This is a genomic window from Mycolicibacterium sp. 624, assembly GCF_040548615.1.
Lineage (GTDB): Bacteria > Actinomycetota > Actinomycetes > Mycobacteriales > Mycobacteriaceae > Mycobacterium.
The window spans coordinates 170,860-183,752 of the sequence record NZ_JBEPRZ010000006.1 but is presented as its reverse complement, the minus strand read 5'-3'; the positions used below and the strand labels follow the sequence as shown (position 1 = coordinate 183,752).

The 12,893-nt window shown below is 67.4% G+C and carries 13 protein-coding genes; 5 read left to right on the top strand and 8 right to left on the bottom strand.

The features are described 5' to 3' along the window. Positions 1 to 193: 193 nt before the first annotated feature. Positions 194 to 1,774, top strand: coding sequence for an amino acid permease (locus tag ABIA65_RS23230; RefSeq protein ID WP_241399676.1), 1,581 nt, complete (start codon positions 194 to 196; stop codon positions 1,772 to 1,774). Between the two features lie 207 nt (positions 1,775 to 1,981). Continuing rightward, positions 1,982 to 2,266 (top strand): cupredoxin domain-containing protein, encoded by a 285-nt coding sequence (locus tag ABIA65_RS23225; protein ID WP_354525035.1) that lies wholly within the window; start codon positions 1,982 to 1,984, stop codon positions 2,264 to 2,266. Between the two features lie 17 nt (positions 2,267 to 2,283). On the opposite strand, the gene ABIA65_RS23220 is transcribed toward ABIA65_RS23225, so the two are convergent. The 5 genes from ABIA65_RS23220 to ABIA65_RS23200 all read right to left on the bottom strand — a co-directional run bounded on the left by ABIA65_RS23220 (position 2,284) and on the right by ABIA65_RS23200 (position 6,553). Beyond that, on the bottom strand, positions 2,284 to 2,847 hold the full coding sequence (locus ABIA65_RS23220) for an alpha/beta fold hydrolase (RefSeq protein ID WP_241399678.1): 564 nt from the start codon (positions 2,845 to 2,847) through the stop codon (positions 2,284 to 2,286). A gap of 64 nt (positions 2,848 to 2,911) precedes the next feature. Next, complete coding sequence (locus ABIA65_RS23215; RefSeq protein ID WP_354525034.1) at positions 2,912 to 3,574, bottom strand: hypothetical protein; 663 nt, start codon at positions 3,572 to 3,574, stop codon at positions 2,912 to 2,914. A gap of 9 nt (positions 3,575 to 3,583) precedes the next feature. Then, positions 3,584 to 5,071 carry a cobyric acid synthase gene (locus ABIA65_RS23210; RefSeq protein ID WP_354525033.1) on the bottom strand — a complete coding sequence of 496 codons (1,488 nt, stop codon included), beginning with the start codon at positions 5,069 to 5,071 and terminating at the stop codon, positions 3,584 to 3,586. A gap of 19 nt (positions 5,072 to 5,090) precedes the next feature. Further along, a complete protein-coding gene (gene map, locus ABIA65_RS23205) occupies positions 5,091 to 5,951 on the bottom strand; it encodes a type I methionyl aminopeptidase (protein ID WP_241399681.1) in 861 nt (286 codons plus the stop codon). 17 nt (positions 5,952 to 5,968) lie between these two features. Next, the gene (locus ABIA65_RS23200; protein WP_502919606.1) at positions 5,969 to 6,553 is read right to left on the bottom strand and encodes a TetR family transcriptional regulator; all 585 of its coding nucleotides are present in this window, start codon (positions 6,551 to 6,553) and stop codon (positions 5,969 to 5,971) included. A 69-nt stretch (positions 6,554 to 6,622) separates the two neighbouring features. Here ABIA65_RS23200 and ABIA65_RS23195 point away from each other — a divergent pair, with 69 nt between their 5' ends. From ABIA65_RS23195 to ABIA65_RS23185, 3 genes are read left to right on the top strand one after another with little or no spacing between them, the layout of a single operon-like run. Further along, positions 6,623 to 7,732, top strand: coding sequence for a DUF1214 domain-containing protein (locus tag ABIA65_RS23195; protein ID WP_354525031.1), 1,110 nt, complete (start codon positions 6,623 to 6,625; stop codon positions 7,730 to 7,732). Next, the gene (locus ABIA65_RS23190) at positions 7,729 to 8,898 is read left to right on the top strand and encodes a sulfotransferase family protein (protein WP_354525030.1); all 1,170 of its coding nucleotides are present in this window, start codon (positions 7,729 to 7,731) and stop codon (positions 8,896 to 8,898) included. Before ABIA65_RS23195 ends, ABIA65_RS23190 begins: the two co-directional genes overlap by 4 nt. Before the next feature lie 43 nt (positions 8,899 to 8,941). After that, the gene (locus ABIA65_RS23185; RefSeq protein ID WP_354525029.1) at positions 8,942 to 9,325 is read left to right on the top strand and encodes a PaaI family thioesterase; all 384 of its coding nucleotides are present in this window, start codon (positions 8,942 to 8,944) and stop codon (positions 9,323 to 9,325) included. 6 nt (positions 9,326 to 9,331) lie between these two features. Here ABIA65_RS23185 and ABIA65_RS23180 read toward each other — a convergent pair whose 3' ends face one another. The 3 genes from ABIA65_RS23180 to ABIA65_RS23170 all read right to left on the bottom strand — a co-directional run bounded on the left by ABIA65_RS23180 (position 9,332) and on the right by ABIA65_RS23170 (position 12,841). Further along, positions 9,332 to 9,949: a DUF1707 SHOCT-like domain-containing protein gene (locus ABIA65_RS23180; protein WP_354525028.1), complete on the bottom strand. Its 618-nt coding sequence runs from the start codon at positions 9,947 to 9,949 to the stop codon at positions 9,332 to 9,334. A gap of 60 nt (positions 9,950 to 10,009) precedes the next feature. Next, on the bottom strand, positions 10,010 to 11,833 hold the full coding sequence (locus ABIA65_RS23175) for a penicillin-binding transpeptidase domain-containing protein (RefSeq protein ID WP_354525027.1): 1,824 nt from the start codon (positions 11,831 to 11,833) through the stop codon (positions 10,010 to 10,012). A 153-nt stretch (positions 11,834 to 11,986) separates the two neighbouring features. Then, positions 11,987 to 12,841 (bottom strand): GNAT family N-acetyltransferase, encoded by an 855-nt coding sequence (locus tag ABIA65_RS23170; RefSeq protein ID WP_354525026.1) that lies wholly within the window; start codon positions 12,839 to 12,841, stop codon positions 11,987 to 11,989. Between the last annotated feature and the right edge of the window lie 52 nt (positions 12,842 to 12,893).

Genomic DNA, 12,893 nt, shown 5'->3' with positions numbered 1-12,893 from the left:
CCAGTCCCGGTCCTGGTCTTCAACGTCACGTGCGCTCCCCTGTCAGACATGTCGGAAATTCAACCATTGGATCTCATCCCACCATGTAAGGGTGCCGTGGATTTACACAACTGTCATCGTCAAAGGTAGGACACCAGACCAATGGAGTTCTATTGTCCCCCTAGACCATGGGGACGCCTAGGAGGAGAGCACCATGCCGGAGGGTCATGAAGTACTGAACGACGACGAGTTACACCTCGCTTCGCTGGGGTACACGCAGGAACTGAACCGGTCCTGGTCCGGCTTCTCCAACTTCGCCATCTCGTTCTCGATCATCTCGATCCTGGCGGGCTGTTTCACGTCGTTCGGCCTCGGCTGGAACAACGGCGGACCCGCTGCCATCGCGTGGGGCTGGCCGATCGTCTCGGTGTTCATCCTGATCATCGGGCTGTGCATGTCGGAGCTGGTGTCGGCGTACCCGACGTCGGGCGGAATCTATTGGTGGGCGGCCAAGCTCGGTGGCCCCAAGGCAGGCTTCTACACCGGTTGGCTCAACCTGATCGGCCTGATCGCCATCCTGGCGTCGGTGTCGTACGGATGCGCCACGTTCCTGGACCTCACGCTCGGCACGTTCAGCGAGACCTGGCTGGCTGGATACAGCCTGACGAGGACCTTCATCCTGTTCGTCATCATCCTGGCAGTCTCGGCGACGATCAACATCTTCTCGTCGCACCTGCTGGCGGTGATCAACAACGTCTCGGTGTGGTGGCACGTCGCCGGTGCGGCCGCGGTCATCCTGATCCTCTTCCTGCTGCCCGAACAGCACGCCAGTTTCGGTGATGTGTTCACCCAGACCATCAACAACAGCGGCATGTTCGGCGGTGAGATGTCCGGCATCGGCGTGCTGCTATTCGTGTTGCCGATCTCGGCGATCCTGACGCAGTACACGATCACCGGCTACGACGCGTCGGCGCACCTGTCCGAGGAGACCAAGAGCGCTGCCGACGGTGCGGCTAAGGGCATCTGGCGGTCCATCTTCTACTCCGCGATCGGCGGCTGGATCCTGCTGCTGTCGTTCCTGTTCGCGGTGAACGACGCCGACGCGGTGTCGGCCGGCGGCGGTGCCGTCGTCGGGATCTTCAATCAGGCGCTCGACTCCCAGTGGGTTGTGATCGTGCTGCTCATCTCGACGGCCGGGCAGTTCTTCTGCACCACGGCGTGCCAGACGAGCGCGTCGCGCATGCTATTCGCGTTCAGCCGGGACCGGGCGGTGCCCGGGCACCAGCTCTGGTCGAAGGTGAGCGCCAAGAAGGTGCCCGCCAACGGCGTCGTCGTGACCGCGGTGCTCGCGGCGGTCATCACCCTGCCCGCCCTCGTCGAGGTCGACATCAACGGCGCCCCGGTGCCCGTGGCGTTCTTCGCGGTGGTCTCGATCGGCGTCGTCGGTCTCTACCTGTGCTTCGCGGTACCGATCTACCTGCGCTGGCGAATGGGCGACGACTTCAAGGTGGGCAAGTGGAACCTGCGCGGCCACCACAAGTGGATGGCGCCGGTCGCGGTCGCCGAGATCATCGTCACCTCGGCCATCGCGATGTTCCCGACGTCCTCGGGTGGTGTGTTCTGGGGCGACACCTTCGAGTGGAAGTACGTCAACTACACCCCGCTACTGGTGGGCGGCGTCCTGATCCTGCTCTACATCTACTGGCACGCGTCGGTGAAGAAGTGGTTCACCGGGCCGATCAAGCAGGTCGAGATCACCGAGACCGGCGAAGAGGTCGTCCTCGACACACCGTGAGGAGGGGTATGACGGCGATGGGCGTGTCGGGGCACTGAACCATTTCGGCCCTACAACCGTGTCTCTCACATGTGGTCGCGAATGAATTTCCCGCTCGTCCGGCGCCGTGCGCTCTGGGCGGTCATGTGCCTTGTCACGGTCCTCGCCGCAGCGTGCGGGTCATCGGGCCCCACTGGAACCTACGGATCAGCGTCGACCGTCACCTCAGTGACGGCAGCCCCTGCGTCACAGGCGACCGACGCGTCGGCAGCGACGATCACCATTGCCAGCCACAGTTTCGGGGAACCGATCACTGTGCCGCCCGGAGCGCAGGTCAGCGTGACCAACAACGACTCCGTCGAACACTCCGTCACGTCCGACACCGCGGGCGCGTTCGATGTCGACATCGCAGGCAACGCCGACGGGTCGTTCACCGCACCCAGCAAGCCCGGATCGTATCCGTTTCACTGCACGTATCACCCGTCGATGCACGGCACGCTGATCGTTCAGTAGCGTCGGCCCGCGGACCCTCACCAGGTGCTGGTGCGCATCACGATCTCGGCCGCCAACTGGGCCGTGGATTCCTGTGCGCTGCGACGCCCAAGCAGCTCGACCACGCGGTAGTCGCCGTACACAAAACGCTGACTCGCCTTCGCGACCGAACGTGCCGCCGGGGAGCTGACCAGGGCGGTCGTGTTGACCTCGACCGGTGGACAGGCATTGTCGCGGATCAGGCCAGTCTGGTCGGCCACGCGTGGGTGACCCCGGTCGACGACCACCAGCCCGATGAAGCGGTCCAGGCGGGTCGCGGCGAGTTCCCAGGCCAGCTCACCACCGAGGCGGTCACCCACCAGCAGCGCCCACCGGACGCCGAGCGTGTCGAGGATGCCGACCACGGCCTTTGCCGACAGACGTGGATCCGGCCCAATCACGACAGTCTTCAGCGACGCGGTGTGCAGCCGCTGGCACACGCCGTCATACGCCGCAGGCCCCTGGTGGGCCGCCCCGAGCAGCACCACGACGGCCCCGTTGTCCGGGCCGGACACATCGACGGCAGCGGGTATCCCGTCGACGGTCATCACGGTCGAGGGCATTCGGCCACGCTACAGGGAAACTGATCATGTTGGGGGCTGGTTTCGGCGCGCGTTCGCCCAGGGCTCAACGGTCCGCGAGACGGTCGGTCTGCTTTGCCGCGACATCCAGAAAAGTCTGCGGCAAAGCGGCTTTGACGGCGATCGTCGGGTTGGGAGTCGGGAACGCAACGGCGAAAACCGCCGACTCCTCAGCGTTGGCGAACCAGAAGTAGACGCTGCTCTCACCGGAGCCCAGTGTCATCGTCTGCCGATAGGCCAGTGTCTGCTCACGCGAGGTGTCCAACCGGGTGGTCGTCATCGGAATGCCAGGGGACGCTGTGTCGAAGAACGTCTCGAACCGTGCGCACCGCTCCGCCTCTGCGGCCAGCCCGTCGAGGTCGAGCGGCCACGACAACACCGTCATCAGAATGCGGGCGCCGTCGTAGCCGACGACGTACTCGACTGCGCTGCCCGCACCGCGCTCGGCCGACGCGGAGATCACCCGGCTCAGCCCGTCCGAGCATCCCTTCGGGCTGGACAGCATCGCGGGCAGTCCGCCCGACGCGTCGGAGGCGGCCGGGTCCTTGTTCAGGCGGTCATAGGTCACACCCGGCGGGAAGTCGTCCGCACTCAGGACGGCCTGCTCAATGCGGGCGCCGGGCCAGGTCGCCGTTCCCTCGACCGAATTCGCGCAGCTGCCGGTCGCCAACGCAATGATCGCGATGACAGCCACCCGCAGGGCCCTCATGACGCCAGGCTAACCCAGCGCCGAGGTGATCACCGGCCGTGGCGGTGGGCCCCCGTTCAGCAGGCCCATGAGGGCGTCGACATCGACGTGCTCGCAGAGCAGATCGGCCATCAGGTCCAGTTGACCGTCGCGACGCGCGGTGACGTCGATGTCGGCGGCGACCTCGAAGTCGTCGCGGCCCGCCGCCTGCGCCGCGTCGGTCAGCCACCGACGGCGCAGCTCGTCGTTGTCGAGCAGCCCGTGCCAGTGCGTGCCGTAGACGTGGTCGTGCCGAATCCCCACTGACAGCCAGTCGTCCTCGGCGTGGCGGGTGAGCTGACCGTGGTGGATCTCGTACCCGGACAATGGCTCATCCCAGTGCTGCAGGGTCTTGACCGGGTCGAACACGATATCGGCGTCCAACAGGCCCAGGCCGGCGACATCGTCGCGGCCCGACTCGACCGGGTCGTCGATCCGGCGGCACAGCATCTGAAAGCCGCCGCACACCCCGAGAACCGCCCGGCCCGCGGCGGCGTGCGCGATGACACCGTCGGCCAGACCCCGCTCCCGCAGCCAGGCCAGATCGGACACGGTCGCCTTGCTACCCGGAAGGACCACCGCGTCGGCATCGGCGAGGTCGGCGGGGTCGGTGACCCACCGCACCAGCACCCCCGGTTCACACGCCAGCGCCTCCACGTCGGTGGTGTTCGAGATGCGCGGCAGCCTGATGGCGGCGACCCGCAGCCAGCCCGCGCCGCGCGGCGCCTGGGGCACTCCCACGGCACGGTGAGCGTGCACCGACAGTGAGTCCTCCGCATCCAGCCACATGCCCTCGCTGTAGGGCACCACGCCGTACGTGGGCCTTCCGGTGAGGTCACGCAGTTGGTCAAGACCGGGCGCCAGCAGTGCGGCGTCACCGCGAAACTTGTTGACGATGAAGCCGGCGATGAGCCGTTGGTCCTCGGGCTCGAGGACAGCGACGGTGCCGAACAGGTGCGCCAGCAGGCCACCGCGGTCGATATCGCCGACCACCACCACCGGCAGCTCCGCGGCACGCGCCAGGCCCATGTTGGCCAGGTCGGTGGCGCGCAGGTTGATCTCTGCCGGTGAACCCGCACCCTCACAGATCACGGCGTCGAATTCGCCTCGTAGCGACGTGAGTTCATCGATCACCACCTCGGCGAGCCGGGTGCGGTGAGTGAAGTAGTCGCCGGCACTGACCGACCCCGTCACCTTGCCGCGCACGACGAGCTGCGATGTCCGGTCGGATCCCGGCTTGAGCAGGACGGGGTTGAACCGGGTGCTGGGCGCCAGCCCCGCCGCGCGTGCCTGCATCGCCTGCGCACGCCCGATCTCACCACCGTCGGCGGTGACCGCGGAGTTGTTCGACATGTTCTGCGCCTTGAACGGCGCGACGCGGATACCTCGACGCGCCAGCAGCCGGCAGAGGCCTGCCACGACCATCGACTTGCCCGCGTCCGACGTCGTCCCCGCGATCAGCAGCGCTGAACCGCTCACTGCGCTACGGCTCGCGGGTTCATTCGGCGAGCGTGAGGATGTCCGCGCCGTCGTCGGTGACCACCAGCGTGTGCTCGAACTGCGCGGTCCACTTCTTGTCGACTGTCGCGACGGTCCAGCCGTCGTCCCAGATCTCGTAGTCCAGCGAGCCGAGGTTGATCATCGGCTCGATGGTGAACGTCATCCCGGGTTCGAGGATGGTCTCGACCTCTGGCTGGTCGTAGTGCAGGACGACGAGGCCGTTGTGGAACGTGGTGCCGATGCCGTGGCCGGTGAAGTCGCGAACGACGTTGTAGCCGAACCGATTCGCGTACGACTCGATGACACGCCCGACGACCGACAGGGCACGGCCCGGCTTGACGGCTTTGATCGCCCGCATGGTGGCCTCGCGGGTGCGCTCGACGAGCAGACGGTGCTCCTCGGAGACGTCGCCGGCCAGGAAGGTGGCGTTGGTGTCGCCATGCACACCGTCGATGTAGGCGGTGACGTCGATGTTGACGATGTCGCCGTCCTCGATCACCGTCGAGTCGGGGATGCCGTGGCAGATGATCTCGTTGAGCGATGTGCAGCACGACTTCGGAAAGCCCTTGTAGCCCAACGTGGATGGATACGCGCCGTGGTCGAGCATGTATTCGTGCGCCACACGGTCGAGGTGATCGGTGGTGACGCCGGGGGCCACGGCCCTGCCCGCCTCCGCCAGTGCGTTCGCCGCGATCCGGCCCGCGACGCGCATCTTCTCGATCACCTCGGGCGTCTGCACCCAGGGTTCGCTGCCCTCGACCACGGTCGGCTTCCAGGCGTACTCCGGCCTGGGGATCGAGGCGGGTACGGGAAGGGTCGCGGACAGCTCACCGGAGCGAAGGGCAGTGCGGACGGACATGGGACCAGCCTAAATGGTCAGCCAACCGTCAGTGCGGCCAGCGCGGTGCGCACGCGGTCCGGCAGCGACCCACCGTGGCGCAGCCAGTCGTCGAGGGCGATGCGCACCGAGGCCATTGCCAGCGCGCCGATGAGTCTCGGCCGGGGGTCGTCGGGGCGCAGGTCGCACAGCCTTGGCGCCACCAGGTCAGCGATCGCGACCTCGTAGCCCACATAGATCTGCAGCGTCCACGCGCTGAGCGCCGGCGATGAGCGGGTCAGTGTGGCGAGCTCTCGAACCTGGGTGCTGATGGCGTCGAAACCGTCGCCGAGGTCGTGAAACGCCGCGGCGACAGCGTCGCGGGCCGACATCTCCGGCGGCTGAGCGGCCAACTGCGCGGTGATGACGTCGAGCCAGTGCCGCGTCATGCCATCGGCCACGGCGTCCTCCTTGGAGGAGAAGTACCGGAAGAACGTCGCGCGGCCGATGTCAGCCTCGGCCGCGATCTGCTCGACGGTGGTGGCACTCAGCCCGTCCGCGGCCACGAGCCGCGCGGCGGCCGCGGCGATGCGGTCGCGCGTGACCTGACGCTTGCGCACATTGAGTGCGATCGGTTCGCTCATTTCATTCATGAGACTACGGGCTCCCAATTGAGCCTCGAGACGTAGTCTCATATGAGACCCTGTCTCGTCATGAGCGATATCACTGCCACGAAGTCCCTGGAAGCCTGGCAGTTCGTCCGGAAGATGATCGACGACGTCACGGCTGTCGTGACCGCCGACGCACGCGATGAACGGGAGCTGCTTGACGGCTTGCGGGTGGTGTCGCGCGTGACCGCCCTGTGCTCCGAGCTGTCGGTCGAGGCCGATCCGGAGCTGCCGTGGTTCTTCGACATGTGCTCGCCCACCCGGCTTGTCGGCGGACCCAACCCCGACGGCCGCTATCTGCTCGCCATGATCCGCGGTGACCGCCGCTACCGCGTTACCGGAACACGCGGCAGCACCGCGTACCTCGGCATGCAGGTGCTCGCGGGCACCGGGATGACGCCACGCCGCATGGCGGCCTATCTCAGCGATACCGACCTGCGGCTCGACGGGGACTCGTTCGCCGTGGTGGTGTCCGCCGACGAACCGTCGCCCGCCGAACTCGATGGTGCGCAGTGGCTCCAGATTCCCGCGGACGCCGCGTCGATCGTGGTCCGCGAGTACGTCGGTGACGTGGCGGCCGAGGTCCCCGCCACGCTGCACATCGCGACGCTCGATGCCGCGGACGCGAGGAGCAATGGATTTCCCGATCCTCCGCGCGTTCTGACCGATGACGATGTGGCCGAGCAGTTCACCGCAATGGCGTGGACCATCTTCAAGCTGGCCACCCTGCACCGCACCATCAAGCCCGAGCTGCTGACGCAACCCAACGTGCTGCTGACGGCCGAGGCCGCCGACCTCGGTGCCGCGGACACGACGCCGGACAACCTGTACATGATCGGCACGTTCGGGCTCGGCGAGGGCGAGACGCTGCTGCTCGAATTCGCGCCACCCGACACTCGGTACTGGAACGTCACGCTGGAGAACATCTGGCACGAGTGCATCGAACCGCGGCGCAGGCACAGCTCGGTGACCAACAAGGGCGTCAGGGCCGACGCTGACGGCAGGGTTCGGATCGCCATCGGCGCCAAGGACTTCGGCCACGGGCACTGGCTCGACACCGGTGGTCATCACCGCGGCTTCGTGGTGCTGCGCTGGCTGGACAATCCCGATGCACCCGACGTGACCGTCAGCGTGCGCTCGGGGGCGACGGAATGACGAACCGATTCGAACCCGATGCCCTGATCGCCCAGGCCTGCGACATCGCGGGCAGCGACGACTTCGGCGAACCCGACGGCTGGCGCGACAATCTCGCACTTCTCGCCGACGGACTGGCCACCGAGGCTCGTCTGTCCGACCTCGGCGTTGAGATCGCCGTCATGGACATCGTCAATCCACTCACCCACCGACTGCGGATCACGCAGTGGCGCAAGGAGAATCCCGCGATCGCGGCCGCGCCCGTCGAGCGGCCCATCTTCATCCTCGGCCAGCCCCGCACCGGCACCACGATCCTCTTCGACCTGCTGGCCCAGGACCCCGACCTTCGGCCTCCGCTGACGTGGGAGGTCGACGCGCCGTGGCCGGTGCCGCAGCCCGACACCTACGCAGACGATCCCCGTATCGCGCAGACCCAGGCCAACCTCGACATGTCCGAAGTGATCGTGCCCGGACTGTTGACCTTTCATCCGATGGGTGCGCTGGTCGGACAGGAGTGTGTGCGTATCTGGGCAGCCCAGTTCTGCAGCATGATCTTCTCAGTGCAGTATCGACTGCCCACCTACTACCGGTGGCTGCTGCACGAGGCGGACCACCGCAACGCCTATCGCTATCATCGGATCTTCTTGCAGCACTTGCAGTCCGGTGTCTCCGGCCAGTGGCTGCTGAAGTCGCCCGCCCACCTGTGGCAGCTCGACGCGCTGGTCGCGGAGTACCCCGATGCGCTCATCGTGCAGACTCACCGCGATCCGCTCAACGTGATCTCCTCGATCGCCGCACTGACCACGTACGTGCGTCGCCTCGCCTCAGACCACACCGATATCGGAGAGTGCGCGCAACAGTCGCGCGAGGAGATCCTCGTCGGCCTCGAACGCTCGATGTCGATCCGCGACTCGGGTGTACTGACGCCCGGTCAGATCGTGGACGTGCAGTTCGCCGACTTCATCCGCGATCCTTTCGCGACCATCCGCGAGCTGTACACCGCACTGGGACGCGATCTGACGCCGGTGGCCGAACGGCGCATGCGGGACTTCCTGGCCGCGCACCCGGGCGACGGCGGCGGCGCCCGCTACACGTGGGCGGACACCGGGCTCGACGCCGACGAGGTGCGAGACCAGGTCAGCGCGTACCAGGAGCGCTTCGGGGTCCCCACCGAGACGCTGAAGTAGCGGGCGCCGCCTCGACCAGCGGTAATGGTGTTACCGTACGGCGGTGACCGAACCGGAGCACCTGCTGAAGCGGCTGGAGATGCGAGACGTCGAGGACACCGCACAGCGGCTCGTCATCGAGATGGACAACCGCCCCGACCTCGTCAACGTCCGCGGTGCCATTCAGGGCGGCCTGGTGGCGACACTGATCGACATCGCGGCGGGACGCCTGGCGGGCAACGTCTCCGGGGCCGGCAACGACGTCACCACCGCCGACATGAACGTGCACTTCCTTGCGCCGATCATCGAGGGTCCCGCGCGGGCGGAGGCAACTGTGGTGCGTGCGGGAAGGCGCCTGATCGTGACATCGGTCGACGTTTTCGACGCCGGCCGGGACCGTCTGGCGGCGAAGGCGACGCTGACGTTCGCCGTTCTCGAACGGCGCTAGTCGGCTCTAGCCGCGCCGCAACCGGTTCATCACGGCCCGTCGTCGCGGACCCCGGATGTCGACAGAGCCGCACACGCTGCGTCCGGTGAGGATGACGTGCGGCCTGCCCTCGGCGGGGGCGTCCTTGCGGTGGTCTCGCGCGCTGCCGACGATCACCTCGAGATCGTCGATCGACGCGCTGGCACCGTCGGGCAGCCGGATGTTCAGGGACCCGAACTTCATGTCGAGTTCGATGACCACGATGGAGCCGGCGAACCGGGCCTTGGTCAGGTCCAGGTCGATCGATCCCATCCTGCGCACCAGGGCGAGTCGGGTGGGGACCACCCACTCCCCCTGCCGCTTCAGCGATCCCATCACGCCACGGAGTTCGACACGGTCGGTAGCGGTGGTCACGATGGCACCCGGCCCGGGCAGATCGCCGACCAGTGCGGCGAGTTCGGCCTGCAGGCGGGCCCTGCTGACCGCTATGGAGCGCTCCTCGAACTCATCGATGTCGATGAGCCCGAGCGCCACGGCGTTGTGCAGGCGGCGCAACGTGCCGTTGCGGTCTGCGTCCGATATGCGCAGCACGTCTGCACTCACCACGCCTTGCGTGCGCGCGTATTCCTCGTCCATCCCGTTCATGGCGTGCTCAACGTTACCGCGCGGCACCCGGAGTGCTCACTGCCTGGATTCAGAGGGCCCTCAGGCGAGGTAGTCCGGGGGCAACCCCTTGAACATGTCCTTGCACATCCGGACCGCGTACTCAGAACTACCGCCCCCGACGATCAGGGCGGCGAACGCCAGGTCACCCCGGTACCCGGCGAACCACGCGTGTGAGCCGCCCTCGAACTCCGCCTCACCGGTCTTGCCGCGGATGTCACCGACACCCTCGAGGTCGGTGGCGGTGCCATTGGTGACGACGAGTCGCATCATCGGCCGCAGACCGTCCACCATCTTCGGCGAGATCGGCGCGCCCGGGTCCGTGATCTCAGTCGGTCGTCCCTCGATCAGTTGCGGCACGGGGGTCTTCCCGGCGGCGACGGTCGCGGCGACCAGTGCCATCCCGAACGGGCTGACCAGTACCTTGCCCTGACCGAAGCCGTCCTCGGTGCGCTCGGCCAGGTTCACCGTCGGCGGCACCGAGCCCGTCACCGTCGTGATGCCGTCCACAATGTAGTCCGGCCCGATGCCGTACTGCGCGGCCGCGGTGGTCAGCCCTCGCGGCGGCATCTTGCTGGCCAGTTCGGCGAAGGTGGTGTTGCACGAACTCGCGAATGCCCGGGACAGCGGCACCGTGCCCAGGTCGAAGCCGCCGTAGTTCGGCACCGTGCGATGGCCGATGTCCAGAGTCCCTGGGCACCCGAGCAGTGTGTTGGGTGTGGCCATGTCACGGTCGATCGCCGCGCCCGCGGTGACGATCTTGAATGTCGACCCCGGCGGGTAGAGCCCCATGGTCGCTGTCGGTCCGTCCGCATCCGCGGCGGCGTTCTGCGCGACAGCCAGGATCTCACCGGTCGAGGGCTTGATCGCGACGATCATCGCCTTCCTGCCGACCATGTTGACGGCGTCCTGCGCGGCGTTCTGCACCGAGCGGTCGAGGCTGATCGTGATCGACGGCGCCGGCGCGCCCGGCACCTCGTTGAGCACGTCCACCTCGGCGCCGTTCTGGTTCACGCTCACGATGCGCCATCCGGCCTGGCCGTTGAGTTGGTCGGTCACGGACTGCTTGACCTGGTTGATGATCGCGGGCGCAAAACGGTCGTCGGTGGCCACCATCTCGGGCTGCGGCGTGATGACGACGCCGGGCCGGTTGCCGATCGCCGCCGACACCCGGTCATTGTCGTCCTTGCGCAACGTGATGAGACTCATCGGCGTGGCCGACGAGCTCGCCAGCTCGGCGAGGCGTTGGGGATCCAGCGTGTTGTCGAACGGGCGCAGCGCGTCGACGACGGCGACCGCGGTCGGCATCAGATCGCCCGCTGCGGCCCTGGCGTCCAGTGAGTAGTGGTAGACGTAACCGGGCACCAGGACGTCGGAACCGCCGCGTTCGTTGACTGACGCGCGGCGCGGTGCCTCGGCCCGCAGCGCGAAGGTCTGGTTCTCCCCCAGGTCCGGGTGCAGCCCGGCGGCGCTCCACCGGACGCGCCAGCGGCCTTCGTCGCGGATCATGTTGAGCCGGCCGTCGTAGGTCCAGGTGCGGTCCTTCGGCAGGTGCCACGTGTAGCGGTAGAGGACGCTGCCGGTGTCCTCGGCGTACTTCGAGCCCATGATCTGCGCATCGAGACCGGTGGCCTGTAGACCCGCCCAGGCCTCGGTGAGCGCAGTCCTGGCGTCTGTGGGTTTGTCGGCGAGTTCGGCGGCCACCCCGGTGTCACCGGTGGCGAGCGCGGCGAAGAACGCCTCGGCGACGGGTTCGGGCCCGTTGGGTTTGGGCGTGCACGCAGTGAGGGCGCCGGCCGCGCCGACGACGACGGTGACCGCGAGCAGGGCTGCGGCCCGTGATACGGATGAGGTTCGCGATGCCATTGGGGCTGATGTTAAGAGTGTGACGACCGGTTCGGGCGGAGGCGCACCGAGATCCAACCGTGATCACTCTGAAATGTCCGCACCGAGTGTGAGTCTGACGACGCTCCGCACGCTCAGGGCGTCGTGACGTTCACACTCGCGGCCGGGCAGGCGTCAGTCGAGCAGCACTGTGGCGAACGTACCGACCTGGGTGAACCCGATCCGGTTATAGGTCGACCTGGCGATCGTGTTGAACGCGTTGACGTACAGGCTCGCGGTCCGACCGCCACGCACGATCGCGCCGGCCAACGCGGCGGTGCCCGCCGCACCGAGACCGCGACCACGCCACTCGGGATGCACCCACACGCCCTGGATCTGACCCACCGCCGGCGACTGTGAGCCGACCTCGGCCTTGAACACGACCTCGCCACGCTCGAACCGAGCCCACGCCCGGCCCGTCGCGATGAGCCCCGCGACTCGACGGCGGTAGCCACGCCCGCCGTCCCCGAGGCGCGGGTCGATGCCGACCTCACCGATGAACATGTCAATGGCCGCGACGAGGTAGGCGTCCAACTCGTCCATCCGGACCATGCGCACCGCGGGATCCACGGCGCACTCGGGCGCCCGATCCAGCGCCATCAGGGGTTGTTCCTCACGGACGTCACGCGCTGGGCCCCAACCGCATTCGAGGCGATCCCACATCGGGAGCACCAACTCGGCGTGACCCACCAACGACGAACACCGCCGCGGAGAACTCATCGCCTCGTCCGCGAACGCGTTCACATCGGCCACACCGCCGCGCAGCGGTATCAGGTTCGCGCCGGCGAAGCACAGCGACTCACCGGGCTCACGGCACGTCCACAGTTCGCCGCCGATCGCCGTCGGGTCCACACCGTGGTCGACGACCCGGGCCGCCACCATGCACGTGCCGACGGGATCGTCATCGAGCACGCGCTGCACCTCGGCGGCGTCACGCACCACCGTGACGCGTCGCTCGTCGGTGAGGCGAAACAGCGGTGGAGCCGACATGGAGACTCTTTCTGCGGCAAGCGCGGTGGCGGTGACCCCGCTCACAGGGGCA